The organism is Nocardioides sp. AN3 (genome assembly GCF_054653495.1).
The window spans coordinates 1-25,502 of record NZ_BAAIGC010000019.1 but is presented as its reverse complement, the minus strand read 5'-3'; the positions used below and the strand labels follow the sequence as shown (position 1 = coordinate 25,502).

25 protein-coding genes are annotated in these 25,502 nt (G+C 70.0%); 11 read left to right on the top strand and 14 right to left on the bottom strand.

The features are described 5' to 3' along the window. Position 1 precedes the first annotated feature (1 nt). From ACYQ1K_RS18805 to ACYQ1K_RS18795, 3 genes are read right to left on the bottom strand one after another with little or no spacing between them, the layout of a single operon-like run. Positions 2-424 (bottom strand): anti-sigma regulatory factor, encoded by a 423-nt coding sequence (locus ACYQ1K_RS18805; protein ID WP_459984789.1) that lies wholly within the window; start codon positions 422-424, stop codon positions 2-4. Next, complete coding sequence (locus ACYQ1K_RS18800) at positions 405-800, bottom strand: STAS domain-containing protein (RefSeq protein WP_459984788.1); 396 nt, start codon at positions 798-800, stop codon at positions 405-407. The genes ACYQ1K_RS18805 and ACYQ1K_RS18800 overlap by 20 nt, the downstream gene beginning before the upstream one ends. Continuing rightward, entirely contained in the window at positions 800-1,657 is an 858-nt protein-coding gene (locus ACYQ1K_RS18795) for an STAS domain-containing protein (RefSeq protein ID WP_459984787.1), read from the bottom strand. The genes ACYQ1K_RS18800 and ACYQ1K_RS18795 overlap by 1 nt, the downstream gene beginning before the upstream one ends. A 209-nt stretch (positions 1,658-1,866) precedes the next feature. Here ACYQ1K_RS18795 and ACYQ1K_RS18790 point away from each other — a divergent pair, with 209 nt between their 5' ends. Next, positions 1,867-2,691 carry a sigma-70 family RNA polymerase sigma factor gene (locus tag ACYQ1K_RS18790; RefSeq protein ID WP_459984786.1) on the top strand — a complete coding sequence of 275 codons (825 nt, stop codon included), beginning with the start codon at positions 1,867-1,869 and terminating at the stop codon, positions 2,689-2,691. Between the two features lie 67 nt (positions 2,692-2,758). Here the strand turns inward: ACYQ1K_RS18790 and ACYQ1K_RS18785 are convergent, their stop codons facing one another. Together ACYQ1K_RS18785 and ACYQ1K_RS18780 are read right to left on the bottom strand one after the other, a co-directional pair. Continuing rightward, positions 2,759-3,352 carry a phage tail protein gene (locus tag ACYQ1K_RS18785; protein WP_459984785.1) on the bottom strand — a complete coding sequence of 198 codons (594 nt, stop codon included), beginning with the start codon at positions 3,350-3,352 and terminating at the stop codon, positions 2,759-2,761. A gap of 67 nt (positions 3,353-3,419) precedes the next feature. Continuing rightward, a complete protein-coding gene (locus ACYQ1K_RS18780) occupies positions 3,420-3,776 on the bottom strand; it encodes a hypothetical protein (protein WP_459984784.1) in 357 nt (118 codons plus the stop codon). Between the two features lie 343 nt (positions 3,777-4,119). Here ACYQ1K_RS18780 and nrdR point away from each other — a divergent pair, with 343 nt between their 5' ends. The 4 genes from nrdR (at position 4,120) to ACYQ1K_RS18760 (ending at position 11,258) form a co-directional block, all read left to right on the top strand. Then, positions 4,120-4,626 (top strand): transcriptional regulator NrdR, encoded by a 507-nt coding sequence (gene nrdR / locus ACYQ1K_RS18775; protein WP_459984783.1) that lies wholly within the window; start codon positions 4,120-4,122, stop codon positions 4,624-4,626. A gap of 182 nt (positions 4,627-4,808) precedes the next feature. Next, on the top strand, positions 4,809-7,682 hold the full coding sequence (locus ACYQ1K_RS18770) for a vitamin B12-dependent ribonucleotide reductase (RefSeq protein ID WP_459984782.1): 2,874 nt from the start codon (positions 4,809-4,811) through the stop codon (positions 7,680-7,682). A 409-nt stretch (positions 7,683-8,091) separates the two neighbouring features. Beyond that, entirely contained in the window at positions 8,092-9,714 is a 1,623-nt protein-coding gene (locus ACYQ1K_RS18765; RefSeq protein WP_459984781.1) for an AfsR/SARP family transcriptional regulator, read from the top strand. An 11-nt stretch (positions 9,715-9,725) separates the two neighbouring features. Further along, the gene (locus ACYQ1K_RS18760; RefSeq protein ID WP_459984780.1) at positions 9,726-11,258 is read left to right on the top strand and encodes an Ig-like domain-containing protein; all 1,533 of its coding nucleotides are present in this window, start codon (positions 9,726-9,728) and stop codon (positions 11,256-11,258) included. Between the two features lie 117 nt (positions 11,259-11,375). Here ACYQ1K_RS18760 and ACYQ1K_RS18755 read toward each other — a convergent pair whose 3' ends face one another. Genes ACYQ1K_RS18755 through ACYQ1K_RS18745 form a run of 3 tightly spaced genes read right to left on the bottom strand, consistent with a single transcriptional unit; the run spans position 11,376 to position 13,131 of the window. Next, entirely contained in the window at positions 11,376-12,341 is a 966-nt protein-coding gene (locus tag ACYQ1K_RS18755) for a hypothetical protein (RefSeq protein ID WP_459984779.1), read from the bottom strand. 5 nt (positions 12,342-12,346) lie between these two features. Next, complete coding sequence (locus ACYQ1K_RS18750) at positions 12,347-12,985, bottom strand: cytochrome b N-terminal domain-containing protein (RefSeq protein WP_459984778.1); 639 nt, start codon at positions 12,983-12,985, stop codon at positions 12,347-12,349. Then, positions 12,982-13,131 carry a hypothetical protein gene (locus tag ACYQ1K_RS18745; protein WP_459984777.1) on the bottom strand — a complete coding sequence of 50 codons (150 nt, stop codon included), beginning with the start codon at positions 13,129-13,131 and terminating at the stop codon, positions 12,982-12,984. The genes ACYQ1K_RS18750 and ACYQ1K_RS18745 overlap by 4 nt, the downstream gene beginning before the upstream one ends. Before the next feature lie 227 nt (positions 13,132-13,358). On the opposite strand from ACYQ1K_RS18745, the gene ACYQ1K_RS18740 reads away from it, so the two are divergent. Further along, positions 13,359-14,186 carry a class II glutamine amidotransferase gene (locus ACYQ1K_RS18740; protein WP_459984776.1) on the top strand — a complete coding sequence of 276 codons (828 nt, stop codon included), beginning with the start codon at positions 13,359-13,361 and terminating at the stop codon, positions 14,184-14,186. Positions 14,187-14,309: 123 nt separating this feature from the next. On the opposite strand, the gene ACYQ1K_RS18735 is transcribed toward ACYQ1K_RS18740, so the two are convergent. Beyond that, positions 14,310-15,671: an NAD(P)-binding protein gene (locus tag ACYQ1K_RS18735; protein ID WP_459984775.1), complete on the bottom strand. Its 1,362-nt coding sequence runs from the start codon at positions 15,669-15,671 to the stop codon at positions 14,310-14,312. A gap of 92 nt (positions 15,672-15,763) precedes the next feature. On the opposite strand from ACYQ1K_RS18735, the gene ACYQ1K_RS18730 reads away from it, so the two are divergent. Beyond that, complete coding sequence (locus tag ACYQ1K_RS18730; RefSeq protein ID WP_459984774.1) at positions 15,764-16,429, top strand: SprT-like domain-containing protein; 666 nt, start codon at positions 15,764-15,766, stop codon at positions 16,427-16,429. 303 nt (positions 16,430-16,732) lie between these two features. After that, on the top strand, positions 16,733-17,011 hold the full coding sequence (locus tag ACYQ1K_RS18725) for an excalibur calcium-binding domain-containing protein (protein WP_459984773.1): 279 nt from the start codon (positions 16,733-16,735) through the stop codon (positions 17,009-17,011). 44 nt (positions 17,012-17,055) lie between these two features. Here ACYQ1K_RS18725 and ACYQ1K_RS18720 read toward each other — a convergent pair whose 3' ends face one another. Both ACYQ1K_RS18720 and ACYQ1K_RS18715 read right to left on the bottom strand, forming a co-directional pair. Further along, positions 17,056-19,359: a putative bifunctional diguanylate cyclase/phosphodiesterase gene (locus ACYQ1K_RS18720; RefSeq protein WP_459984772.1), complete on the bottom strand. Its 2,304-nt coding sequence runs from the start codon at positions 19,357-19,359 to the stop codon at positions 17,056-17,058. 174 nt (positions 19,360-19,533) lie between these two features. Then, positions 19,534-20,478, bottom strand: coding sequence for an alpha/beta hydrolase (locus ACYQ1K_RS18715; protein WP_459984771.1), 945 nt, complete (start codon positions 20,476-20,478; stop codon positions 19,534-19,536). A 133-nt stretch (positions 20,479-20,611) separates the two neighbouring features. Here ACYQ1K_RS18715 and ACYQ1K_RS18710 point away from each other — a divergent pair, with 133 nt between their 5' ends. Continuing rightward, positions 20,612-21,151 (top strand): hypothetical protein, encoded by a 540-nt coding sequence (locus ACYQ1K_RS18710; RefSeq protein ID WP_459984770.1) that lies wholly within the window; start codon positions 20,612-20,614, stop codon positions 21,149-21,151. Between the two features lie 122 nt (positions 21,152-21,273). After that, complete coding sequence (locus tag ACYQ1K_RS18705; protein WP_459984769.1) at positions 21,274-21,729, top strand: HNH endonuclease; 456 nt, start codon at positions 21,274-21,276, stop codon at positions 21,727-21,729. A gap of 17 nt (positions 21,730-21,746) precedes the next feature. Here the strand turns inward: ACYQ1K_RS18705 and ACYQ1K_RS18700 are convergent, their stop codons facing one another. Together ACYQ1K_RS18700 and glgA are read right to left on the bottom strand one after the other, a co-directional pair. Next, entirely contained in the window at positions 21,747-22,112 is a 366-nt protein-coding gene (locus ACYQ1K_RS18700; protein WP_459984768.1) for a hypothetical protein, read from the bottom strand. A gap of 69 nt (positions 22,113-22,181) precedes the next feature. Next, positions 22,182-23,372 carry a glycogen synthase gene (gene glgA, locus ACYQ1K_RS18695; RefSeq protein WP_459984767.1) on the bottom strand — a complete coding sequence of 397 codons (1,191 nt, stop codon included), beginning with the start codon at positions 23,370-23,372 and terminating at the stop codon, positions 22,182-22,184. Positions 23,373-23,428: 56 nt separating this feature from the next. On the opposite strand from glgA, the gene glgC reads away from it, so the two are divergent. Further along, complete coding sequence (glgC, locus tag ACYQ1K_RS18690; protein ID WP_459984766.1) at positions 23,429-24,652, top strand: glucose-1-phosphate adenylyltransferase; 1,224 nt, start codon at positions 23,429-23,431, stop codon at positions 24,650-24,652. 72 nt (positions 24,653-24,724) lie between these two features. Here the strand turns inward: glgC and ACYQ1K_RS18685 are convergent, their stop codons facing one another. After that, complete coding sequence (locus tag ACYQ1K_RS18685) at positions 24,725-25,330, bottom strand: mismatch-specific DNA-glycosylase (protein WP_459984765.1); 606 nt, start codon at positions 25,328-25,330, stop codon at positions 24,725-24,727. Between the last annotated feature and the right edge of the window lie 172 nt (positions 25,331-25,502).

Sequence of the window (25,502 nt, the reverse complement as noted above, 5' to 3'; positions counted from 1 at the left end):
CTCAGCGCTTCCACTTGACGATGCGCACCCGCGTGCCGCGACCGGGAGTCGACTCGACGTCGAAGTCCTCGACGAGCCGCTTGGCGCCCGACAGTCCCAGGCCCAGTCCCGACCCGCTGGTCCAGCCGTCGGTGAGGGCCAGGTCGAGGTCGGGGATGCCGGGGCCGTCGTCGACGAACTCGACCGCGACGCCGGTCCGTCCGGACTCGGTCACCACCGAGGCTCGCAGCTCACCGCCACCGCCGTAGACGAGGGTGTTGCGCGCCAGCTCGCTCGTGGCGGTCACGAGCTTGGTCTGATCGACGAGGGTCAGCTTGGCCTCGACGGCGAGGTCGCGGACGGCCTGGCGACCGCGCACGACGTCGCCGTCGCTGACGATGGGGAGCGTGAGGGTCGCCTGGGACTCACTCGTGGGCGAGGTCATCGACTTCTGCCCCCCGGCTGTCGTCGAGGGCGCTGGAGAGCAGTGCGAGCCCGCGGTCCACGTCGAGCGCCGTGCGGACTCCGTCGAGCGTCAGGCCGAGCTCGACGAGGGTGATGGCGACGGCCGGTTGCATGCCGACGACGACCGTCTCCGCGTCCAGCACACGCGACACGGCGGCGGTCGTGGAGATCATCCGGCCGATGAAGCTGTCGACGATCTCGAGCGCCGAGATGTCAATGAGGACGCCTTTGGCGCCGGTCTCGACGATCCTGTTGCTGAGGTCGTCCTGGAGGGCCAGCGCGATCTGGTCCTGCAGGTCGATCTGGATCGAGACCAGCAGCACGTCGCCGATGCGGAGGATCGGGATGCGCTCCATCAGCGGGCCTTGGCGGTGGTGACCACGTCGAGCCCGGAGCGTCGCATCGCGAGCAGCATCGCGTCGGCGAGGCTTGCCTTGGTGTGGATGTCGCCGAACTCGATGCCGAGCGCGACGACGGTCTGCGCGATCTGGGGGCGGATGCCGGAGATGATGCACTCGGCGCCCAGCAGGCGGGCCGCCTGGACGGTCTTGAGCAGGTGCTGCGCGACCTGGGTGTCGACCGCGGCGACCCCGGTGATGTCGATGATCGCGTGGTCGGACCCGGTCTCGACGAGCGTCTGCAGCAGAGCCTCCATCACGACCTGGGTGCGCGCCGAGTCAAGGGTGCCGACGAGCGGCAGGGCGACGATCCCGTCCCAGAGCTTCACCACGGGTGTCGAGAGCTCCAGCAGTGTCTCGGCCTGCTCGGCGATCACGGCCTCGCGCGTGGCGGCGTAGGCCTCCAGCATGAACATGCCGAGGTCGTCGACCAGCCGCGACAGCCGGGCGAACGCGCGATAGCCGCGTAGGTCCTCGTGCTCCTCGAGCAGGTCGAGCACCGCGTCCTTGAGTGCGAAGACGCCGACCGCCGTCTCGGTCGGGGAGAAGCCCTGACGCGCCCGGGTGCGGCTGAGCTCGGTCAGCAGACTGCGCAGGTCGGCGAAGGAGCTGCTGCGGATGTCGGCCTGGTCGCCGCCGTCGCTGCGGAGGAGTCCCGCATAGATCTCGTCGATGTCGCGACGGAGCTCGGCGGCCGTCATCCGGCCGGCCACATTGGCAGCGGCCGTCGCGGTCCACTTCTCGAGCACATCCTCCTTGTTGTCGCGGAGGAGCGAGCCCCAGGTGGGATCGGTCGGGGCGTGGAGGTCGTCCATGTCGTCAGCTTCCTAGGCGGTGCCCGCCGGGTGGGGAAGTGGGCTCCGCGCATCTTGGCAGAGGGATGGCTGCGCGAAGATGTTGGCGCACGTCGATCCGGGTCATTCTCACCCCCAGGGGTGAGGTTGGGGGTCTGATCCGTCACCCCACCGGGCCATTTCGCCTCCCGTCAGGATTCGGCCGGGAGGGCCAGGGCAATGCTCAGGACATGACCGCCAACCCCACATGGCAGGGTCTTCGCGAAGAGCTTCCCCGCGAGGAGCGCCAGCGCGAGACCCACCGACTGATCGCCGAGGCTCACAAGGCCGCCGGCGCCGAGCGCGAGAGGCTTCTCGCACAGGTGATCCTCGTCAACACCGGGGTCGCTCGCTCGCTCGCACGTCGCTACGCGAACCGTGGCGTCCCCCTGGAGGATCTCGAGCAGGTCGCCTACACGGCCCTGGTGCGAGCCGCCCACAAGTTCAATCCCGAGGTCGCCGACGACTTCCTCACCTTCGCGGTCCCCACGATCCGCGGCGAGCTGAAGCGTTGGTTCCGCGACCACGGCTGGATGGTCCGTCCGCCCCGGTCGCTCCAGGAGCTGCAGTCGGCGGCGATGGCGGTGCGTGACGAGGCGTCCGCTCAGGGCGACGAGGTGCGGTCGACCCAGATCGCCAAGGTCCTCGGCGTGACCGAGCGGGAGGTCGACGAGGCGCTGGCGATCCGTGGTTGCTTCACCCCGACATCGCTCGACGCGCCGACCGAGGCCGTCGAGGAGGGCGCCAGCCTGGCGGACCTGCTGCCGACGTACGACGACGACCTGGCGACCATCGAGGTGCGGCTCATGCTCGAGCAGGCCTTGGCCAACCTGACGCCTCGCGAGCGCCTCATCGTGCGGCTGCGCTTCAACGAGGAGATGAGCCAGAAGGAGATCGGCGAGGTCATCGGCGTGACCCAGATGCAGGTGTCCCGACTGCTCGGCAAGGTGCTACGGCGCTTGCGCGAGCTGCTCGAGGACGACCCCATGGCGCGTGGGGAGAGCTGGGCGCTGTAGCGGGGCCACCGGACGTCATGCGCCTCGGCCGCTAGAGCGGCCAAGGCGCATGACGTCTAGCGCGCTGTCAGTTGCGCGACGGATAGATGCCCTGCGTGCAGATCCCGTAGACCATCTTGTTCGGCGCCGCCGAGCGCAGGTCGGGCAGTGCGAAGGTGGTCACTCCGTCGCCACCGTAGTTCGTCCCGAGGAGCGAGAAGAGCGCCGTGTTCTGCGCGATCGAGAGGATCTGACCCCGGGCCGGCGTTCCGATCGCGAACGAGTTCGCAGACAGGGTGATCTGGCCGAGGATGCAGTCCGAGCCCTGGCTGCCGCCCCCACTCCAGTCGGTGCCGGTGCCGAAGGCTGTCGTGCCCGCGGGTCCGGGCGGCCCCGACGGGCCAGGCGCGCCCGGCTCGCCAGACGGCCCTGGAGATCCGGGGACGCCCGACGCGCCGGTCGCGCCACGTGGCCCCTGGACGTTGACGACCAGCTTGTGGCTTCCGGTGGGACACTTCGACCTCCGGGTCGCGCTCACGACGACGTTCTTCGCGGTGACGCAGACACCGACCGAGGATGGCGTGCCGGCGGCAGTGGCCAGCCCGACGCCGTACCCGAGGGCGAGGAGGACGGTCGCGCCGGCCATGACGGCGACGACGCGGTTTCCGAGGAATGAGCTCATGCCCCGAGCCAACCGGTGGTACGTCGGCGACGCATGACCCACTCGGACGGTTGCTTGGTAAAAGAAATCAGCGGGCGGCGCGCTTGCCCCCGCCTGCCCGCGGGATCGGGGTGTGCCCGGTCGGCTGTCCGAATGCGCGCAGCAGTCGGGCGGCCAGCATGAGGCCGACGAAGAGACAGGCGACGGCGCCCAGCGCAGCGAGCGCCAGGAACCACCACGCCCGCCCGTCGCCGTCCCGCGCCTGTGATCCGAAGTCGATGGCCGCCCACACCAGGTAGCCCCAGGCGACGACCGCGAGCACGATCGCGAGCCCATAGCTGAGAGCGGCGCTGTTCACGCGGCGAGGGGGCCGGGCGCCCTTGCGCGCCCCGGACCGTTTCCCGGCTGTCCGGGCCGGCCGGCTCGCCCCCTCCTGCTCCGTCACGGCGTCATTGTCGCCGATCACGAGGGTGCCCGGGGCGAGGCCGCTCCATCGGCGCGCCGTCCGGGGGAGGCGTCGGCCCTCGACCGAGCCCGCGCGGACGTGAGTCGAACCGGCGACCACTTCGGTCCCACCGGTCACATGCGCAACACGCCAGCGCGACACGCCGATGCGCTTGACACGTCTTGCGATGGACGGACTAGGGTTCCACTACATCTAGTAGTTACACGAATGTAGTTCTCCACATCTAGTGCACAGAACGAGTGCGTCCACTGCACAGCCGAGGGCCGGTTTCGCACACCGTCTCCACAGATTCGTCCCCAGGACACGCGAGAGGAGGGCCTTGATGCACTGCCCGTACTGCCGGCACACCGACACCAAGGTCCTCGACTCCCGTGTCGCGGAGGACGGCGGCTCGATCCGGCGCCGGCGACAGTGCCAGGGCTGCGAGAAGCGCTTCACCACGGTGGAGCTCATGCAGTTGACGGTGCTCAAGCGCTCGGGCGCGACCGAGCCGTTCGCACGCGAGAAGTCGATCGCGGGAGTCCGGAAGGCCTGCAAGGGCCGGCCGGTCACCGAGGACCAGCTGCAGTGTCTCGGCCAGGAGGTCGAGGACGCACTGCGCGCGAGCGGGTATGCCGAAGTGCCCGCTCACGAGGTCGGCATGGCCATCCTGGGGCCGCTGCGGCGGCTCGACGAGGTCGCCTACCTGCGGTTCGCGAGCGTCTACCGGCAGTTCGAGAGCGCCGACGACTTCGAGGAGGAGATCGCGGTGCTCCGCAGCGAGCGCGCGAGCGTCGACGAGGCCGCGATCCCGGCCGCCGAGCTGCTCACCTCAGCCCCGCCGGGCTGACCACAGACGGCCCGGGCAGGTGGTGGGGAAGCGACCTGCCCGGGCCTTTCACAGCGGCATACCGGGGGCGGCCGCGGTGTTGTACGACAGTGGGGAATCTGCTCGTGCAGCATTGTCGGTGGTCTCCGGAAGACTTCCTCGAGATGCACCACACCACTTCCACGAGACGGGACTGAAGAAGCATGACGGAGACGGTGAGCGGCTCAACCCGCAAGGGCGCGGCTGGGGCGGGGCTTCACATCGAGCGGGTGTTCAGCACCGAGGGGGTGCACCCTTACGACGAGATCACCTGGGAGCGACGCGACGTCGTCCAGACCAACTGGAAGACCGGTGAGACCGTCTTCGAGCAGCGTGGCGTCGAGTTCCCCGACTTCTGGTCGGTGAACGCCTCGACGATCGTCACGACGAAGTACTTCCGCGGCGCCGTCGGCACCGACCAGCGCGAGTGGAGCCTGAAGCAGCTCATCGACCGCGTCGTGAAGACCTACACCAAGGCCGGGGTCGAGCACGGCTACTTCGCCTCTCCCGCCGACGCCGAGCGCTTCGAGCACGACCTCACCTGGCTGCTGGTGCACCAGCACTTCTCGTTCAACAGCCCCGTCTGGTTCAACGTCGGCACCGAGGCTCCGCAGCAGGTCTCGGCGTGCTTCATCCTCTCGGTGGACGACTCGATGGACTCGATCCTCAACTGGTACAAGGAGGAGGGCTTCATCTTCAAGGGCGGCTCCGGTGCCGGTCTCAACCTGTCTCGCATCCGCTCCTCCAAGGAGCTGCTCTCCTCGGGCGGCACCGCCTCCGGCCCGGTCTCCTTCATGCGCGGTGCCGACGCCTCGGCCGGCACGATCAAGTCCGGTGGCGCCACCCGTCGCGCCGCGAAGATGGTCGTGCTCGACGTCGACCACCCCGACATCGAGGAGTTCGTGCAGACCAAGGCGCGCGAGGAGGACAAGATCCGCGCCCTGCGCGACGCCGGGTTCGACATGGACCTCGGCGGTGCCGACATCCACTCCGTGCAGTACCAGAACGCCAACAACTCCGTCCGCGTCACCGACGAGTTCATGCGCGCCGTGGAGGAGGGCCGGAAGTTCGGTCTGCGCGCCCGCATGACCGGCGAGGTCATCGAGGAGATCGACGCCCGCGACCTGTTCCACAAGATCGCCGTCGCCGCGTGGGAGTGCGCGGACCCGGGCCTTCAGTACGACGACACGATCAACGACTGGCACACCAACCCCGAGACCGGCCGGATCACCGCGTCCAACCCGTGCTCGGAGTACATGTCTCTCGACAACTCCTCGTGCAACCTCGCCTCGCTGAACCTGCTGAAGTTCCTCAGCGAGGACAACACCTTCGACGTCGTGCGCTTCCAGCAGGCCTGCGAGCTGGTCTTCACCGCGATGGACATCTCGATCTCCTTCGCGGACTTCCCGACCGAGGCGATCGGCCAGACCACGCGTGACTACCGCCAGCTGGGCATCGGCTACGCCAACCTCGGCGCGCTGCTGATGGCGCTCGGCCTCGGCTATGACACTGAGGGCGGCCGCACGCTGGCCGCGGCCATCACCTCATTGATGACCGGTGCTGGCTACAAGCGCTCCGCCGAGCTCGCCGGTGTCGTCGGCCCCTACGCCGGCTACGCCCGCAACGCCGAGGCGCACCAGCGCGTCATGCGCAAGCACCAGGCCGCCTCCGACGACCTGCGCACGGTCAACCCGGTCGACGCCCCGGTCATCCGGGCTGCAGCCAACGCGTGGGCCGACGTCGTCGAGACGGGCAAGGCCAACGGCTACCGCAACGCCCAGGCGTCGCTGCTCGCGCCCACCGGCACGATCGGCTTCATGATGGACTGCGACACCACCGGCATCGAGCCCGACTTCTCGCTGGTGAAGTTCAAGAAGCTCGTCGGCGGCGGCTCGATGCAGATCGTCAACCTGACGATCCCGCGGGCGCTGAAGAAGCTCGGCTACCAGCCGGAGCAGATCGAGGCGATCGTCGACTACATCGCCGAGAACGGTCACGTCGTCGACGCGCCCGGCCTCAAGCTCGAGCACTACGAGGTCTTCGACACCGCCATGGGCAAGCGCGCCCTGGCGCCCATGGGCCACGTGCGCATGATGGCGGCGGTGCAGCCGTTCCTGTCCGGCGCGATCTCCAAGACCGTCAACCTGCCGGAGTCGGCGACGGTCGAGGAGATCGAGGACGTCTACATGGAGTCGTGGAAGCTCGGCCTCAAGGCCACCGCGATCTACCGCGACAACTGCAAGGTCGGCCAGCCGCTCTCCGACGCCAAGTCCGACGTGAAGGACAACGCCTCCTCCACGACGGCCGCCGGCGAGGCGGCCACGCAGGTCGTCGAGAAGGTCGTCTACGCCCCGACCCGCAAGCGGTTGCCGAAGTCGCGCGTCTCGCGCACCACCTCGTTCACCGTCGGTGGCGCCGAGGGCTACATGACCTCCGGTGCTCACGAGGACGGCACGCTCGGTGAGATCTTCCTCAAGCTCGGCAAGCAGGGCTCGACCCTGGCCGGTGTCATGGACGCCTTCTCGATCGCGGTGTCGATCGGCCTTCAGTACGGCGTCCCGCTGGAGACCTACGTCTCGAAGTTCACCAACCTGCGCTTCGAGCCCGCCGGGCTGACCGACGACCCCGACGTGCGGATGAGCCAGTCGATCATGGACTACATCTTCCGCCGTCTGGCGCTCGACTACATGCCGTTCGAGCAGCGCTCCGCCCTCGGCATCTACACCGCCGACGAGCGTCAGCGCTACCTCGAGACGGGCTCGTATGAGCCCGTCGAGGAGACGGGCGGCGCCGCGGAGCTCATCGCCGCTCCCGAGCCGGTGATCGAGGCCGTCGCCGAGGCCGAGGTCATTGAGGCCGTCATCGCCGACGAGCCGCAGGCCGCTGGCAAGACCGCGCACACCACCGCCGAGCTCCTCGAGCTCATCAGTGGCACCGCGGTCGACAGCCCGCTCTGCTTCACCTGCGGCACGAAGATGCGTCCCGCCGGCTCCTGCTACGTCTGCGAGGGCTGCGGCAGCACGAGCGGCTGCAGCTGATCGACAGTCCGCTGATCGAATAGCGAGCGCCAGCGGCGTATCGGGAGCGCATCGAGTCCGAGGGCCTCGTCCGGAGTGATCCGGGCGGGGTCCTCGGCTTGTGCCGTGATTCCGAGTCACCAGATGACTCGGAAGCACGGCACAAGCCTTGTCACCCCTTCTGAGTGAGACCCGCCGCCGCAGTCGGTGATTCGCTGGGCGGCATGTGGAGGCGACCCGGTTGGCGCGGTGTGCCCGACGACCTGGGGCGGAGACGAGCTCGCGTGTCGTCCCCAATGTCGGGTATGGCCGCCCTGCCTTCCGCGGTCGGTCGAGCGCGTGTTGCCATGATCGATCTGCCGTCTTGGCGGACTGTGGCGCCGCGAATCACGACGCCACCACGAGGTCCTCAAGGTCTCGGGAGGCAGAGGTGACACAGCACAGGGAAGCGCGGGCGCGGCGCTGCACCCTGCGTCTGCTCGGTCGCTGGCAGCTGTTGGCCGACGGCGAGGACATCGGTCTCAGCCACCGCGAGGAGCGGCTCACCGCCGTGCTGGGCCTCATCGGGCGAAGCAGCCGCCTGCACGTCGCCGGCCTGCTGTGGCCCGACAGCACGGACGACCGAGCGCTGGCGAGCCTGCGCCGTGCCGTTCTCCAGACGCAGAAGAGCTGTCCCGGCCTCCTCCAGGCGGACCGGCTCACCATCGGCCTCGACCCTGAGGTCCGGGTCGACGTCGAGGAGCTCAGACGGGCCGCGGCGGCGGCTGAGGACGCTGTCGTCGACGGCGAGGCGGGGGCGCTGCTGGGCCGGCTGGTGGGGGAGGAGCTGCTTCCCGGCTGGTACGACGAGTGGGTGGTCCCCGAGCGCGAGCGCGTCGAGCAGCTCCGGGTCAAGGCGTTGGAGCGGATAGCCCGGCAGGCGCTGGAAGGCGGCGATCTGGAGCTCTGCATCGATGCGGCGCGTGCGGCCAGCGACGTCAACCCGCTCCTGGAGTCGGCAGGCGAGCTCGCGATCCGCGCTCACCTCGGTCGCGGCGACCTCGGCAGCGCCCTCCTCGAGTTCGACCGCTACCGCCACGCCGTGAGAGAGGAGCTCGGCGTCCCGCCGTCGCGTGCGATCCGGGAGCTGATCAAGCCGGCCCTCGCGGAGTCACGCAATCCAGCGGAGAGCGAGGCCGCCGATCTCCTGGACGGGGTCCGCGCCGCCCGTTCTGAGGCCGTGGCGCCGGCCGTCGGCGTCGACAGTGCCGGGAGGGAGCTGCAGGAGTTCGCCGCCCTCATCGACCCCACTGCTGCTACCTCGACCGTGCGCAGGATAGTGACGATCCCGGGTCGACCCGAGGAGCCGGTCGTGCCTGCTCGCCGCCGACGGGCGCTGCTGCGGCTCCTCGGCGTCGCCGCGATGCTGCTCGCCGCCTCGCTCGCCGTGCTCGGCGTCGGCCTCACGCCCGTCGCTGATCATGCGGGCAGCCCTGCGACCGGTCGTGGCGATACCGCTGTGACGGGCGCGGGTCTCCCGCAGACAGGAGTGCTTCCGGCCGACCGCGACGTGCGCCAGAGCAGCCTGCTGGTCCGTCTCGTTGATGCCGTCGCCGGACGAGCAGCCTTCCTGGTCCGGACGACCACGCAGCCCGCGCTGGTCCGCCTCGAGCTCCGCGGGGACGCCGGCAGCAACATCGTGCGCAGCGTGCTCGTGCGCAGTCCCCAGGGTCGCCGCCTGAAGCTGAGCGGTCTCCGACCCGGGATCTACCGCTGGTGGGCGACCTCACCCGTGGCGTCCGCTGTCAGCGGACGGCTGCGCATCCCCGAGGAGCCAGCCGTTGTGCCCGTGGTCGCGGACACCCATGCCGGCACGACCATCGAGGCAGCCGCACCAGCGACGACAGCACCGTCGAGCGTCCAGCCCACCGCCCAGTCGGCCGCAGGATCGGCCGTCAGCGCGTCGCCGGGCTCACATCCCACCAGCGTCACTCAACCACGCCCCACGTCCCGGCCTCGCCCGACCGGCCAGCCGAAGGACCCCGGCATCCGGCCAGTGGCGCCCGTGGGCTGAGGAGGCCAGGCATGTTCCCGTTCACGACGGCTCTCCGGCGCGGCAGTCTTCTGCTGGTCGCCTTCCTCCTCAGCGTCGTGCCGCTGGTCGCTGTGCCCACTGCGGTGGCCGGCTCGGCGTCGCACTCCGCCAAGCGGTGGGCCGGCTACGAGATCCCTCGCACCGGCCGTGCGGCCGGCGGCTGGATCGGCGGCTACAGAATCGGCAGCACGCCTGTCTTCCTGGTCACCCCGAGCCGGCAGCCGAACCGCCGGGGCTACCAACCCGCTCGGGTCGTCGAGGACCTCGGTGGTCCGCGCGGGGCGACGCGCGTGGAGACGGAGCGCGCGGCCTGGATCCTGTCCAAGTACGGCGGATATCGCGACGCCACCCAGGCGGCCGCCGTCGATGCGAGCGTCGATGCGCTTCTGGTCGGTGGCCGATGGAGCACCAACGGCGCTCAGGGTGGGCGTCGCATCAACCAGACGCCCGACTCGGCGACAGTCCGTCGGTTCGCGCGGATCATGCTGGACCAGTCGCGCCGGCAGGCAGGGGCGTATCGCGCACGGGTGACGGCCACGAACGCCGACGCGGGGGGCACGATCGAGGCGACGGTCACCGTCACCGACGGCCATGGCCGGCCGGTCGGCGGGCTGCCGGTCAGCGTCGCCGCGACGGGCGCCACGGCGGTTCCGGCCGTGACCGGTGACAACGGCAGGGCGGTCGCGCGCTTCGCGGCCTCCCAGCCCGGCTGGCACAGCATCACCGCCACCGTGCGGCAGGTGCCCGAGCACCGCCTTCTGCTGAGACTGCCGATCCGATCCACTCAGGCGGCAGCGGCCGAAGGAGGTGTTCGGCGGACGCTCGTGGTCAGCACCCGGGCCGCCGTACGGGGTCCACAGACGCTGGTCCTGACGGCCACCCTGACCCCCCTCCGCGTTGGTTCGGCGGCCCAGGTCATCGCCCGCGTGACCGGTGACGGTGCGACGCGGTCCGCCACGGGGACCCTCTACGGACCGTTCACGTCGCAGTCAGCGGCGCACTGCTCGGGTCCGGCGGTCGGGACCGTGAGCACGACGGTGAAGGCCAACGGTGACTACACCTTCCCGTCCCTGAAGCCCGACGCCCCCGGTTACTACATCTGGCGTGTGGCCGTCGCCGGCACTCCCACGGCACTTCCCGTCTCGGCGTGTGACGCGGCCACCACGGTCAAGGCGGTGGCGTCGGTTTCCGTGACCGCGCAGAAACCGACGACGCTGAAGGCGCCCGACAACGCCACGGCCGACGTCACTCTCTCCGGGTGGTCCGGGACACCGGCTGCCGACGTGACGCTGAATGTGTACGGTCCGTACGCCACGGAGCAGGCTTTGAGGGACGCAGCCTGCAAGGGGACGATCCTCGACTCGCCGAGCCACAAGATGAACGGCGGCACCACACTGCCCTTCAGCTCCTACATCGAGCAGGGAGGTTGGTACGCGCTGCAGGCGACGGTCTCATCGACAGATCTCAGCTTCGGTGCGCAGTCCACCTGTGCGGACCCCGGCACCGAGCTGCACGTCTCCTGAGACACGTCCGAAAGGCGGACGCGCTACGGACGCAACGGGCGTCTGCTGGCTCGATGGCCTCGGCCCGTTGTGTCGAACTTCTGAGTCACGTGTGATGACTCGGAATCGCGGCGTTACTCACGTGCGATGCGTGTCGTTGCGGTAGTAGTCCTTCCAGATGAGCCGGTGCACGGGGATCCAGCGCGGGATGTCGCGCAGCCCCGGGATGAGCGGAAGCAGGATGAGTCCCAGCGTCAGCACCATCATGAGCGCCCAGACCTGCGCATCCGCATTGGCCGAGGTCGAGAACGGCTTGACCTGATACCAGAAGGTGTAGAGCCACATCCACGGCTGCCCGGGATAGTTGCCTGTCTCGTTCATCATGCCCCACTGGTCTCCGCCGAGGTTGAGCGCTCGCGCCTGGTCCTCGAGGTAGGCGCCGTCGGAGAGCAGCAGGAGGCTGCGGGTCTGGTCGCCGCCGTAGAAGTCGCCGGACGACGTCAGCGCGCCTTCGAGTCCACCGGAGCGGGCGAGTGACAGGAAGGCAGTGGACAGGGCCGGAACCGGCCCGTAGTCGCCAGCCGCCACAGACGCAGGACTGCCGTCAGGTGCCTTCGCCAGCGCGTCGGCGTAGCTGTTCGCCCACGCGGTCCGCTGCTCGGGCGTCGCCGCCTTCCACGCCGCGAGCGCGGCCGTGAGTGCAGGTGTCGGCTGGCCACTGCTCAACGGGTCCAGGACGAGGCGGGCAGAGTCGACCGGCAGCCGGACGCCTCCCCATTTCTGCAGCGGGACTCCGAGCAGCGTCTGCCCCTCGGCCGCGTGGTTGTACGGCGCCCCGTACGTCGCGCTCGCGGAGGTGCCGCCCAGCTCGCTGGCAGCTGTGGCTACGACGTCGTTGGGCGCGGCCTGCGCCCATCGCGCCATGGTGATCGGTCGCATGTCCGGGGAGGAGAACACTCCGGCCAGGAGGAGCGTCAGCACGGTGACGAAGATCAGCGCGAACACGAACTCCTTGACGAGGTCATAGCTGCGGGTTGGGAAGTCGGTCGACTCACGGATGATGCGCTTCGTCCGGCCCCGGGGCTGCCGGCGGTGATAGGTCACGGCGTTCATCGTTCCCGGCCCTCCGCATCGATGGGAGGCACGACGCCGCGCCGGCGAACCAGGATGACGTGGACGACGACGAGCATGCCCACGACGGCCGGCATCAGGACCACGTGCCACAGCAGCATCTGGCCGGGGTTGAGCACGTTGAACCAGGCCCCCAGCCCGATCGAGTTGAGACCGTCCTTGGCCTCCGCGCTGATCCACTGCGAGTCGAAGTTCGACTGTGCCAAATAGCCCGTGAACGCTGTGCCGATGGAGGCCAGGAAGGACACCACGCCGGTGACCCACGTCAGCACCCTGCGTCCACGCCAGGCAGCCATCCAGAACTGCCCCCACAGGTGCAGCACCATGAACATGAAGAACAGCTGCACGCTCCAGAGGTGGACCGAGTTGACGAAGTGGCCGACCTCGGAGACGTGCCACCAGGCCACGCCGCCGATCGCCAGGACGACCCCCGACGCCACGACGACGATGAGGGCGGTGACTGTCAGCACGCCGAAGATGTAGATCCACGAGGCGACGTACACAGGCTGGCGGTCGGGCAGAAGCTGGCCCGGCGGCACCATCCTCGAGAGCGACTCGCGCAGGCGAGTCGTCCAGTTGCGTTCCGGCAGGCGGGTGGCCGGCGTGTCGGCGGTCATCGCCGGGACCGTCCGAACGGCACGAGCAGCGCCAGCACGAACACGATCACCATCACCGCGATGATCGCGAGGTTCGTATAGCTGACGCTGATGACGCCCCAGTGCAGATACGAGCCCGGGTGAGGGCTCGTGAACAGTGTCGACATGGGCACCCCCTCGATGTGCGAGGCGGATGGACACCGCCACGTTCGTCATCGACTCCTCGACGGTCAGCCCGACGCAGGTGCCGGCGCGAGAGCCGAAGTGCCCGTGCGGCTAGGGCACTTCGTCTCACTCACGCTGCGAGGGCCGAGACCTGTCCGCTCCTGCGATCGCCCTTCTCACCCCTTCTAGGTGAGACGCCGAGCCGCGGGGCAGTGATTCGCTGGCCGGCATGTGTAGGTGGATGGCGTACTACGGCGACCCGATCCTGGCGGATGACCTTCTCTTCCGCCCGATGCACTCGATCATCGACCAGAGTCTCCACTCCCAGATGGGAGCGACGACGACGAACGGCGACGGCTTCGGGATCGGGTGGTACGGCGAGGGACCCGAGCCGGCGATCTACAAGAACATCAACCCGGCCTGGAACGATGCGAACCTCCACGAGATCGCTCGGCAGGTCCGGTCACCTCTGTTGTTCGCCCATGTCCGCGCCTCGACGGGGACCGCCGTGCAGCGCAGCAACTGCCACCCGTTCCGGTGGGGCCGGTGGCTGTGGATGCACAACGGTGTCCTCAACGGGTTCCACGACATCAAGCGCGACCTCATGCTCCACGTCGACCCGACGATCTATGCCGACATGGAGGGGTCGACTGACTCGGAGATGCTGTTCTTCCTCGCCCTCTCCTTCGGTCTCACCGACGAGCCGGTGGCGGCGGTCGAGCGTGCCGTCGGGCTCGTGGAGAAGGTGGCGGCCGACCACGGGATCATCCATCCCGTCCAGATGACCGTGGCCACGGCCAACGGGCAGTCGATCTGGATCTTCCGCTACTCGAGCGAAGGGAAGTCGCGCACGCTGTTCTACTCCTCAGAGGTGAGCAGGCTCAAGGCGCTCTACCCCGACATCGAGGCCGTCGCACGCGCCGGCGAGGAGACCCGGCTGGTGGTCTCCGAGCCGATCCGGGATCTACCAGGAGCCTGGAACGAGGTCCCCGAGTCCTCGGTGGGCATCATCCAGCCCGGCGCCGACGAGCTGCTGCCCTTCCGCCCCGTCGCCTGATCGGCGTCGTCTGCAGAAGACGTCATGCGGACGGAGCAAGCGCTTGCACTGTCCGCATGACGTCCCGAGCAGTCGGCCGCTGACTTGGCCATCGAGGACCGTGAAGTGTGGCGGGTGTGACGCTCACGTGAGCTCCGCCAGCCGCACGAGCGCGAGAGGTGTGGCGGTCGCGAGCCGCTCGCGCACGGCATCGAGAGAGTCGGACGGCGGGTAGCCCGCCGGCACTCGAGCCGGATTGAGCGCGACCCCGTCGGCCCACTCCTTGATGTCGGGCTCGGCGAGGAACGACTGCGACGCCCGCGTGCCGAGGAGGTTCATCCGCGCCCAGTCGGCCAGCGTGTTGCCATAGCTCGACGGCGGGCACAGGCGGTTCTTGACGTCGTCGTCGGAGCGGGTCGCCTCGACGTAGCCCACCAGTGCGGCGCCGAAACAGGGGAAGCCGGCGCGGATCGGCTGCAGCGTGATGGCGTCCGGCCGCCACACCGGGACGCGCGGTGCTCGGGGAAGGCCGTCGGCCGCACAGTGCACGACGACGGCGTCGTCGGCGACGGACACGATCCCGTCGGCGAAGGCGAGCTTGCCACGCGAGACGGACTCGAGGTGACCCCGCCGTACGACGTTCTCGACATTGCGCAACAGGTCGAGCTCCCACGCGCCGAGCGTCGGCGCCTTCGCCATGGTGGGTGTGACGCCACGGTCGATCCGCATCATGACGCCGGCGTCCTCCAGCCGGAGGAAGAGGTCGTCCAGCGACGCCGCGGCGGCCGCGGACTCCATGATCGCGGCCGCCATGCCGAGGAAGACGACGGGGTCGGGCTGCACGACCGCGCGGTTGAGCATCCACGGGTCGCGCGGCCGCACCCAGCAGACGGCGTCGGGATCCACGCCGCGACCCATCAGCCAGACGATCGCGTCGGTCGCGGTCTTGCCCGAGCCGACGACGACGTACTGGCTCGGGGCATCCTCGAGACGCACGAGGTCGTTGACGGGGATGACGGCCACGTCGGAGCCGACCTCGAACGGTGGTGGCGTCTCTGCGGGGATCGTCGGGGAGAGGTGATGGGCATCCACGATCCGGCAGCCGTCCCGGACGGCCATCCGCTCGCCCGACACATGCGAGACGACGCTGCCGTCGACGAACTCGCTGTTGCCGAACAGCTCCGCCTTCCCCGACCGCACCATCCGGTCGAGCACGTGCTCGTAGTACTCGCAGATCTCGGGCTGCGACGCTCTCTCGTGCAGGCCCTTCTCCGGCCCCTCCTGCTGGACGTGGCCACCGAGCACGGTGGACGCGACGCCGTAGAAGACCGATGACTGGTGGAGGCGCACGAATGGATAGGCCTCGAGCCAGTGGCCGCCGGCGGCGTGGCGACGGTCCACGAGCGCGACGCGTACCTCGGCGTGGTCGGTCAGGGCGTCGGCGAACGCCATCCCGGTGGCACCGGCGCCCACGACCAGGTAGTCGGCCTCGATCGTGCGCGTCACGGAGACAACGGTGACACCGGTGTGGCCCGCGCGTCCACAACCTCGGAGCGCCCGCCCCGTGAATGTCGGAGCCGGGACTTAGCCTCTTCCACGTGGATCTCGAGGACGCCAGCACCCTGGCTCGCCAGCTGATGGACCAGCACGGACTGAGCGGCTGGCGCCTCGAGCTCGACCGTGCCAAGCGACGTGCCGGGATCTGTCGGCACCGCGACAAGGTGATCGGACTGTCGGCGCCGATCACCAAGCTCCATCCGGAGACCGAGGTGCGCGACACCATCCTGCACGAGATCGCGCATGCCCTCGCCGGGCCGCGGGCGGGGCACGGGCCCACCTGGGTGGCGACGGCCCGCCGGATCGGCTGCTCGGCCGAGCGGTGCGTGTCGGAGGATGCTCCTGCCGTGCCCGGCGCCTGGGTCGGGATCTGCCAGGAGGGCCACGAGGTCGACCGCCACCGTCGGCCCGAGCGGGTCCTGCTCTGCGCGCGGTGCAGCACGCGGCCGACCGGCGAGCGCGTCTTCGAGTGGTTCCACCGCGGCCGGCCGGCGCCGCTGCATCCCAACTACGTCGCGGAGCTCCGCGGCATCCTGGAGGGCCGTCGGCTTGTGCGGCTCGCGGTCGGGTCCCGGGCTCGGATCATTGCGCCCGGCGACTTCAAGGGTCGGGTCGGGACGGTCGTCAAGACGGGGCGGACGAGATATCACGTGAAGGTCCGCGAAGGCGTGCTGATGGTGCTCCACGCCGGAGTCGAGCCGGCGTGATGCCCGCCGAGCCGCTGTGGTCGGGCACGACCACCGGACAGATCGGGGTCAGCAGTAGCCGAGCATCTGCGTCAACGCCGTGCGCTCACTGGCGTCGACGCCGAGATGCCACCGCGGTGGCGAGGCGGGGTCGGCTCACGCGCATGCCGAGAGAGCCAGCAGGGCGACGACCCCGGGCAGCATCCGCTTCAGCACGGCCCCACGATGACGGATGCCGCCGACACTCCGGCACGCCGGGGGACAAAGGTCCCGATCCGGCCGGAACCATGTGGCCGGCGACGCACATCGCTTTACCTTGGTCCCATGAGGACTCTTCGTCTCGGTGCGGCCGCCGTCGCGGCCGCCGGACTGCTTCTGGTGGCCAGCCCCGCGGCCGATGCGAGGCCGGCGTGGACCACGAACTGCACCGCGCTGCACAAGAAGTTCCCCCACGGCGTCGGTCGGACCAACGCCCACGACCACGTGACGAGCGGCACGCCGGTGACGAACTTCAAGCACTCGACGACCCTCTACAACGAGGCCATGCGCTACAACAAGGGCCTCGACCGCGACCACGACAAGGTCGCCTGCGAGAAGCACTGAGCGCCTCAGCTCACGATCGCGAAGCGGCCGCCCGGGCAGCGTCCTCAGCCTCGCACCCGGCGCTCGGCGCGGTCGCGCTGCATGACGTTGAGCAGGTCCGCGAGCGGCATCGGACGGTGCATCAGGTAGCCCTGCGCGAGCGCCTCCGGCGCGTCCTCGCCGAGGACGGCCAGCTGGGTCTCCCGCTCGATGCCCTCGACGACCACGCCGAAGCCGAGCGAGCGGCCCATCAGCACCACCGAGCGCAGCAGGGCGCGCGAGCGCGGATCCTCGTCGATGTCCTCCGACAGCGCGGCGTCGGCCTTGATGATCTGCGCGGGCAGGTCGTGCAGGTAGCTGATCGAGGAGAAGCCGACGCCGAAGTCGTCGATCGCGAAGACCACGCCCATGCTCTCGATCGCGCGCATCGCCTCGAGGATGCCGTCGTCGAGGTCGACGCCCTGCCGCTCGGTGATCTCCAGGACGAGCGAGGTGCCCCGCATCGCCGAGACCGTGCGCGCGACGCTCGCGATGAACGGCGGCTCCCGCAGCTGGGCAGCGGAGATGTTGACGTTGATCGAGAGTGACTCGCCGTCGGAGGCGGCCAGAAGCGCGGGTGCGTCGGCGGCGACCTTGTCGAGGACGACGTCGCCGAGCGCCATGATGAGGCCCGTCTCCTCCGCGACGCTGATGAAGACGTCGGGCGCCACGGGCGCGCCGTTGCGTCGCCAGCGGGCGAGGGCCTCGGCGCCGACGATCCGCCCGGTCGCGACCTCGACGACAGGCTGATAGACCACGTCGATCGCCCGGTCGTCGACCGCGTGCCGGAGGTCGTCGACCAGCTCCAGGCGCTCCAGTCGCACCGCGCCCATCGACGGCTGGTACTCGACATACCGGCCCTTGCCGCGGGTCTTCGCCTCATACATCGCCAGGTCGGCATTGCGGAGCAGAGCGGCGGCGCTGTCTCCGGCGACGCCGTACGCCAGGCCGACGCTCGCTCCCAGCCGCACCGGCTGGCCGCCGATGTCGATGCTCTCGCCCACGGCATGGAGGATCCGGTCGCACATCAACGGCATGAGGATGCGGTCGACGTCCTCGAAGAGGATCGCGAACTCGTCCCCGCCCAGCCGGGCCACCGTGTCGGTCGAGCGGACGCAGGTGCGCAGCCGGGTTGCGAGCCTGACGAGCACGTCGTCGCCGACTGCGTGCCCATAGCGGTCGTTGACCGGCTTGAAGCCGTCGAGGTCGATGAACAGCAGTGCGACGGGGTCGGTCCTCTGTCGGGCCAGCGCCTGCGTGAGCCGGTCCAGCAGGATGCCGCGGTTGGGCAGGTCGGTCAGCGGGTCGTGCCGCGCGACGTGCACCATCTCGTCGGTCAGCTCCAGCCGTGAGACCGCGTCCGAGGCGACGGCGGCGAGTGCCCGCAGCGCCTGCTCGTCGCCGGCGATGGTGGCGCGGGCCCGGTTCTGCGCCCGCGCCACCAGCCAGCGGCTGTCCTCGCCGAGCTGCACGGGCACCGCGATGGTGCCGTCGAGCGGGGGAGTGTCGCGGAGCAGGACGTCGCTCAGCTTGAGCAGCTGGCGCGCATCGCGCAGCAGAGCGTCGACCACGGCCTCGCGGTCCACCAACGCCTGCGCCCGCACGGCGGCCGAGAAGAGCACCGTCAGACGACGAGCGTTCTCCTGGCCTCGCGTGACGGCGCGGGTGGCGATCAGCAGGGTCACCAGCGGCACGGCCAGCAGGCTGAGGGTCCACCACGGGGTCGCGCGCTGCACGACGGCACCGAGGTAGCCGAGCGAGTCCAACGGCACGAAGCAGGCGATCGCCAGCAGCGTTCCGCGCTGCATCAGCTCGTGACGGAGCCGGGAGCCCGCGCCGATCGCGACCGACAGAGCAGAGAGCACATAGTCGGTGACGAAGTACGTCGCCGCGGCGAGTGCGACGGCGACCAGCTCGCGGGGCGTGCCGACGGCTCCGTCGGTCCCGATGGCGTAGACCGCAGCCGCCAGCCCGCCCGCCACGATGCCCAGGCCGATGTTGAAGCACTTGACGTCACGGGGCTTGTGCGTCGTCACCTGGGTGACGACGACGCCGAGCGACCAGGTGACGAGCGCGTCCGAGGGGTCGAGGGTGCACAGCAGGAACATCAGGATGCTGGAGTCGAAGCCCACCTCGATGGCGCCCGACCCGCTGTCGAGCAGCATGGGGAATCGGGCGACGACCGCGATGAGCGGCATGCTGACGACGATCGCGAGGGCGGGCTGCCAGTCGATCCCGTCGCGGACCACGTCGACCGCGGCCACGGCGAACACGCCGAGGCCGATGGCGAGGAGGGCGAGGTGGTATCGCCACCTCCACCTCTCACCCACACTGGTCACGCTGGACATGCACGAGCCCCCCCCGCTCGATGGTCGACCGCTCCGCCCAATATCCCCGACCGATCCTCGGCACACACGAGATCGGCTGAGGACGGGACTAGGGTCCCTGGTCATCTGGTCCTGGTCGGTCCTGGTCGGTCCTGACACGTCCGAGTCACGGCCTCGTCACAGCGCCTCCCGCAGGAACCTCACCACGTCGCGCAGCGCCTCTCGGGCCACCGGCACCACGCCCGGCAGTGACACGAACCCGTGGATGCCGGGGCCGTAGTCGCGCAGCTCAGCCGCCGAGCCCGCGGCCCGCAGCCTCTCGGCGTACGTCCTGCCGTGGTCGCGCAGGGGGTCGTGGAACGCGGTGAGGATCAGCGCCGGTGGGAGGTCTGCGTGCGAGGTCGCGCGGACGGGGGAGGCCTCCCAGTCCTCGACCCCGTAGGCCTCACCCATGTACAGGTGGGCGAAGGCATGCATTCCCCGCGAGGTCAGCACGAGCGCGTCGGCGTTCGCGTCCTCGGACGGATAGCGCTCATACATCTCGACGGCCGGGTAGACCAGCACCTGTGCCCGGAGGTCCGGGCCGCCCCTGTCGCGTGCCATGAGGGCGGTGACCGCCGCCAGGTTGCCGCCGGCGCTGTCCCCCATGACCGCGATCCGGGCGGGGTCGCCGTCGAGCTCGCCGGCGTGCTTCTCGATCCACTCCAGCACGGCCCAGGCGTCCTTGACGGCGGCGGGATAGGGGTGCTCCGGCGCCAGGCGGTAGGTCGGCGAGACGACCAGGCAGCGTGCCTGCTCGGCGACGTGGCTGGCCAGCCAGTCCGACTGCTCGGGTGTGCCCTGACACCACCCGCCGCCGTGGAAGTTGACGACGATCGGCAGCGGTCCGGCGACGCCCGTCGGCCGGTGGACGTGGAGCCGAGAGCCGGTCTCGATCTCGACGTCGGTCGTCGCGACGCCCGACGCCGGGCGGCCGAACACGAACCGCCCCACCGCGGTACGACGCAGCTGCTCGCGCTTCGCCCGCAGCTCGACCATCCGCTCCGGGGTCGCCGGCTCCGACCCCATCAGCCGGAGGATCGCTCCGAAGGCGCGTGTGCGCGGCGCGAGGCGGGGGCTCATGGGTGAAGCCTGCCGTATGACCCGGATGCGCCGGTGACCCGTAGTCCGATGGGAGGACATTTCGCCGAAAGGGCTCCCGTCCGGGACCGTCCCGGCTTACGGTCATCCCTCACGCGGAAGCAGGGACACGCACATGACGAACGACTCGCGCGAGTGGCCGACCAAGGCCCTCGCAGGCCCACGCACCAACGGTGAGGGAGCCACGTCTGCGATCCTCGGCGCGTTGCCGAGCAGCGAGTGGACGGTCTTCGAGCCGGTGCGGCTCTCCGGGCGGCGTACGCCGGTCCAGGTCGCCGTCGGACCGCAGGGCGTGTTCGTGGTCGAGTCTCGCCAGCGTCCGTGGGTCAGCGCCCGTGACGAGCTGCGCCCCGGTGGGGTCCGTCAGGACGTCGTCGTCGGAGCGGCCCGGGCCGCCGGGGCGGTCGCGGCTCGCACCGGGCTCGTCGAGGCCAGGCATGTCGTGGCGGTCGTGTGCTTCGTCGGACGCGAGGTCGCGCCGGTCGTCGCCGGCGACGTCGTCATCTGCTCCAGCCGCAACCTGCTCGCGATCCTGACCAGCGGCTTGCCCGTTCTCGACGCCGGGCTCCGCCAGCTCGTCACCCTCGACCTCGACGTCTCCATGCGCTCGTCGCGGCGCTCGACGCCCCCGCGGCGACGCTGGCTGCGCGGGTAGGCGCACAGCGAGAGCGGTCGAGGCGGTCCCGACGCTTGTGAACTCCGTGTGACGCCTCGACCAAATCGCTTGTCTGTTCGGACGGCACGCACCTACCGTGAGGGGTGAGGGAGGTGTGTGCCATGGCCGCGACGAGCGTGGCGCTTCTCAACGCCTCCTACGAGCCGCTGGGCAAGGTGACGTTCCAGCATGCCGTTCGCATGCTGTTCCGCCAGGTCGCGACCGTCGAGGAGGCGCACGACGACAGGATGATCGGGCCGCACCCGTGGCCGCGTGTCATCCGTCTCGTGCGCTACATACGCATGCAGTGGATGTACCGGCCTGCCGCCTACAGCCGCGAGGCCGTGCTGCGCCGCGACGGACGGCGCTGCGCCTACTGCGGTCATCACGCCAGCACGGTCGACCACGTGCTCCCGGCGTCACGCGGCGGCGGTTGGACGTGGCTCAACACCGTGGCCGCCTGCCGTCTGTGCAACGGGCGCAAGGCGAACCGCACGCCGCCGGAGGCCGGCATGACGCTGCGGTTCCAGCCGTACGTGCCGACCCGGGCGCAGCTCGCCGCCCTCGATCACGCCTAGCGCCCCCGCTGGTCGGGCTATTCCTCCCAGGGCACCTCGTCGCCCATCTTGCGGTAGTAGCGCTTCACGTGGCTCTTGACGCGGTCGATGTCGCCCTTCGGGATGTCGACGCCGCCGCGAGCGCCGTCGAGCACGCCGGCGGCTGCCATGATCCCGCGGGGCACGGCCTGGAGCTTCCCATCGACGACGTCGGCGTAGAGCAGCTTGTAGGCCGTGAAGTTGCCGGCGCGGTCGGAGTCGTACCACAGGTGGGCGTCGCGATACCTCTCGTTCGGCTCCTCCTCGGCTCCCGTCCACGCCCGGACGCGCTTCTCGGCCGCGGCACCGTCCCACTCGCGGTCGCGAGAGGCCAGCGGCAGGTCCTGGAACGTCGTGACCGTCATGGCTCCTCCCCTTCGTGAGGCTCTGCCGGTCTTGCCGGCAAGCCGGACGGTACCCAGGTGGGCCGGAGCTCAGACCAGCGAGCGGTAGATCTCCACCGTCTTCCCGGCGATCGCCTCCCAGCTGAAGGCCTCGATCGCCCGCTTGCGACCCGCTCGCCCCATCTCGGCCGCGCGAGCTGGCTCGGCGACGAGCTCGTTGAGTGCGGCCGCGAAGTCCGCCACGTAGCCATCGGGGTCCACCGGGGTGCCGGAGCCGTCGGTCAGCTGCTCGATCGGCACGAGCAGGCCCGTCGACCCATGCTGGACGACCTCCGGGATGCCGCCCGTGGCGGTGGCCACGACTGCCGCCTCGCACGCCATCGCCTCGAGGTTGACGATGCCGAGCGGCTCGTAGACCGAAGGACACGCGAAGACGGTGGCGGCCGAGAGCAGCGCGACGACATCGGGGCGTGGCAGCATCTCGGCGATCCAGACGACGCCGGCTCCCCGCTGCCGGCGCAGGTCCTCGACGAGGCCGACGACCTCGGCCTCGATCTCCTTGGTGTCCGGTGCGCCGGCACACAGCACGATCTGCACGTCGTCGGGAAGCGAGGCGACCGCGCGCAGGAAGTACGGCAGCCCCTTCTGGCGCGTGATCCGGCCGACGAAGACCACCGACGGCCGGTCGGGGTCGACGCCGAGCACGCGCACCCGGTCGGGGTCCTCCCCCGGGTGCCACAGGTCGGTGTCGATGCCGTTGTGCACGGTGTGGACGCGGGCCGGGTCGACGGCCGGGTAGGCACGCAGGACGTCATCTCGCATCGCGCTCGAGACGGCGATGACGGCGGCAGCGGCCTCGTACGCCGTACGCTCGGCCCAGCTGCTCAGTGCATAGCCGCCGCCCAGCTGCTCGGCCTTCCAAGGGCGCAGCGGCTCGAGCGAGTGGGCCGTCAGAACATGCGGGACGCCGTGCAGCAGGGAGGCCAGGTGGCCGGCCATGTTGGCGTACCAGGTGTGGGAGTGGACCAGGTCCGCGCCGGCGCAGTCGTCGGCGATGGCGAGGTCGACCCCGAAGGTGCGGAGGGCCGGGTTGGTGCCGGCGAGCGGTTCGAGGTCCGCGTAGGAGAAGGTGTCCTTCTCCTCGCGCGGCGCGCCGAAGGCCCGGACGACGGTCTCGACATCGCCGGTGGCGCGCAGCGCTCTCACCAGCTCGGCGACGTGGACGCCCGCGCCGCCGTAGACCTCGGGTGGGTACTCCTTGCTGAGGATGTCGACGCGCACACAGGCAACCTACTGCGTCGCCGCCACGATCGGGTGTGCAGCGCTAGTCTCCGAGCATGGCGGTTCCTCCTCGCACGAAGGTGCTCGCGATCGTGCTCGCCGGCGGGGAGGGGAAGAGGCTCATGCCCCTCACCGCCGACCGGGCCAAGCCGGCCGTGCCGTTCGCCGGGATCTACCGGCTGATCGACTACGCGCTGTCCAACGTCGTCAACTCGGGCTACCGGCAGGTGGTCGTGCTGACGCAGTACAAGTCCCACTCCCTCGACCGGCACATCAGCCAGACGTGGCGGATGTCGACGATGCTCGGCAACTATGTGGCCTCCGTGCCGGCGCAGCAGCGTGTGGGCAAGAACTGGTATCTCGGCAGTGCCGACGCGATCTACCAGTCCCTCAACCTCATCGGCGACGAGAAGCCCGAGATCGTCGTCGTGGTCGGCGCCGACCACGTCTACCGCATGGACTTCTCCCAGATGATCGACGCTCACTGCTCCTCCGGGGCGCCGTGCACGGTGGCGGCCATCCGACAGCCGATCGAGCTCGCCGACCAGTTCGGCGTCATCGACGTCGACCCCGACGACCCGCGGCGGATCCGCGAGTTTCTCGAGAAGCCCAAGAACCCGGTCGGCCTGCCCGACAGCCCCGGCGAGGTCCTCGCCTCCATGGGCAACTACGTCTTCGACGCCGAGGCGCTCGTCGAGGCGGTCACGCGGGACGCGGACGAGATCGGGTCCAAGCACGACATGGGCGGGGACATCGTGCCCGCCTTCGTACGCCGCAACCAGGCCGCCGTCTACGACTACAAGGACAACGACGTCCCGGGGTCGACCACCCGTGACCGCGGCTACTGGCGCGACGTCGGGACGCTGCAGTCCTACTACGACGCTCACATGGACGTCGTCTCGCCGCTCCCCGTCTTCAACCTCTACAACTACGAGTGGCCCATCTTCACCTCGCACGGGCCCTACCCGCCGGCCAAGGTGGTCCACTCCAACGTCGATGAGGTGCTGCTCTCGCCCGGCGTCGTGGTCAGCGGCGGAGAGGCGGTCCGCTCGGTGTTCTCGCCCGGCGTCTACGTCCAAGGGGCGGAGGTGACCGGCTCGGTCCTCATGAACGACGTCCGGATCGGTGAGGGCGCCGTGGTCCGCAACGCCATCATCGACAAGAACGTCATCATCCCGCCCGGCGCTCGCGTCGGAGTCGACCCCGAGGAGGACCTTGCCCGCGGGTTCGTCGTGCAGGACGGGCTCACCGTGGCCGGCAAGGACCAGCCGTATGACTAGGCGCGCCTCCTTCCAGCCGTGAGTGTCTCGACCACCCATCAGTGGTCGAGACACGCACGCCTCCGGCGGCACTCACGCCTCGGGGAGGACTCCTGCGGCCCGGGCCGGCTCCGCGTAGGCGACGGCGAGTGAGGCGACCGTCTCGTGCGCGTTGAGCCCGCTGGGATTGGGCACGACCCAGACCTCGGCGTCTCCCCACGCCGACGCCGCGGCATCGTCGCGCGGCTGCCGCCCGGCGACTGAGCGGGGCCGACCGAAGGCGGAGCGGTACGCCGTGATGCCGGCCACCGCCACGACGCGCGGGCGCTCGCGGCGGACCAGCTCCTGCAGGCGGAGACCACCCTCGATGAGCTCCGCCTTGGACAGCTCGTCGGCGCGGGCGGTGGCGCGATGCACGACGTTGGAGATCCCGACGCCCCGGGCGACCAGGTGCGCGCGGTCGTCGTCGGTCATCCCGGCCGCTGGGTCGATGGGCTGCGTGATGATGCCGGCGGCATACAGCGCGGGGTAGAACCGGTTGACCGGGTGCGCGAAGTGCGTCTGGGTCGCGGCCGTCCACAGGCCCGGGTTGATGCCGACGAAGAGCAGCCGCAGACCGGGGCCGATCAGGTCGGGCACGGTGGCATCGCGGAACGACTCCAGCTCGGCGCGGGTGAAGGTGCGTCGACGGGCGGTCACGGCGCCACCCTGCCACGCGTGCCCCGGCGGCCCGGAGACCGGGCGGGAACCGGGCGGGAACCGGGCCTCGGGATCAGGCGTCGGGACCGGCCGCCAGGAGCAACCGGGAACCAGACATGCTGGGTTACCGTCTCATCGTCATGATCCGGCTGACTGCTCTCGTCGTCTCGGG

Excerpts from the sequence above, each read along its gene's own strand:
- ACYQ1K_RS18805 (WP_459984789.1), bottom strand. The coding sequence starts at position 424 with ATGACCTCGCCCACGAGTGAGTCCCAGGCGACCCTCACGCTCCCCATC.
- ACYQ1K_RS18800 (WP_459984788.1), bottom strand. The coding sequence starts at position 800 with ATGGAGCGCATCCCGATCCTCCGCATCGGCGACGTGCTGCTGGTCTCG.
- ACYQ1K_RS18795 (WP_459984787.1), bottom strand. The coding sequence starts at position 1,657 with ATGGACGACCTCCACGCCCCGACCGATCCCACCTGGGGCTCGCTCCTC.
- ACYQ1K_RS18790 (WP_459984786.1), top strand. The coding sequence starts at position 1,867 with ATGACCGCCAACCCCACATGGCAGGGTCTTCGCGAAGAGCTTCCCCGC.
- ACYQ1K_RS18785 (WP_459984785.1), bottom strand. The coding sequence starts at position 3,352 with ATGAGCTCATTCCTCGGAAACCGCGTCGTCGCCGTCATGGCCGGCGCG.
- nrdR (WP_459984783.1), top strand. The coding sequence starts at position 4,120 with ATGCACTGCCCGTACTGCCGGCACACCGACACCAAGGTCCTCGACTCC.
- ACYQ1K_RS18770 (WP_459984782.1), top strand. The coding sequence starts at position 4,809 with ATGACGGAGACGGTGAGCGGCTCAACCCGCAAGGGCGCGGCTGGGGCG.
- ACYQ1K_RS18760 (WP_459984780.1), top strand. The coding sequence starts at position 9,726 with ATGTTCCCGTTCACGACGGCTCTCCGGCGCGGCAGTCTTCTGCTGGTC.
- ACYQ1K_RS18750 (WP_459984778.1), bottom strand. The coding sequence starts at position 12,985 with ATGACCGCCGACACGCCGGCCACCCGCCTGCCGGAACGCAACTGGACG.
- ACYQ1K_RS18745 (WP_459984777.1), bottom strand. The coding sequence starts at position 13,131 with ATGTCGACACTGTTCACGAGCCCTCACCCGGGCTCGTATCTGCACTGG.
- ACYQ1K_RS18740 (WP_459984776.1), top strand. The coding sequence starts at position 13,359 with ATGTGTAGGTGGATGGCGTACTACGGCGACCCGATCCTGGCGGATGAC.
- ACYQ1K_RS18725 (WP_459984773.1), top strand. The coding sequence starts at position 16,733 with ATGAGGACTCTTCGTCTCGGTGCGGCCGCCGTCGCGGCCGCCGGACTG.
- ACYQ1K_RS18715 (WP_459984771.1), bottom strand. The coding sequence starts at position 20,478 with ATGAGCCCCCGCCTCGCGCCGCGCACACGCGCCTTCGGAGCGATCCTC.
- ACYQ1K_RS18710 (WP_459984770.1), top strand. The coding sequence starts at position 20,612 with ATGACGAACGACTCGCGCGAGTGGCCGACCAAGGCCCTCGCAGGCCCA.
- ACYQ1K_RS18705 (WP_459984769.1), top strand. The coding sequence starts at position 21,274 with ATGGCCGCGACGAGCGTGGCGCTTCTCAACGCCTCCTACGAGCCGCTG.
- ACYQ1K_RS18700 (WP_459984768.1), bottom strand. The coding sequence starts at position 22,112 with ATGACGGTCACGACGTTCCAGGACCTGCCGCTGGCCTCTCGCGACCGC.
- glgC (WP_459984766.1), top strand. The coding sequence starts at position 23,429 with ATGGCGGTTCCTCCTCGCACGAAGGTGCTCGCGATCGTGCTCGCCGGC.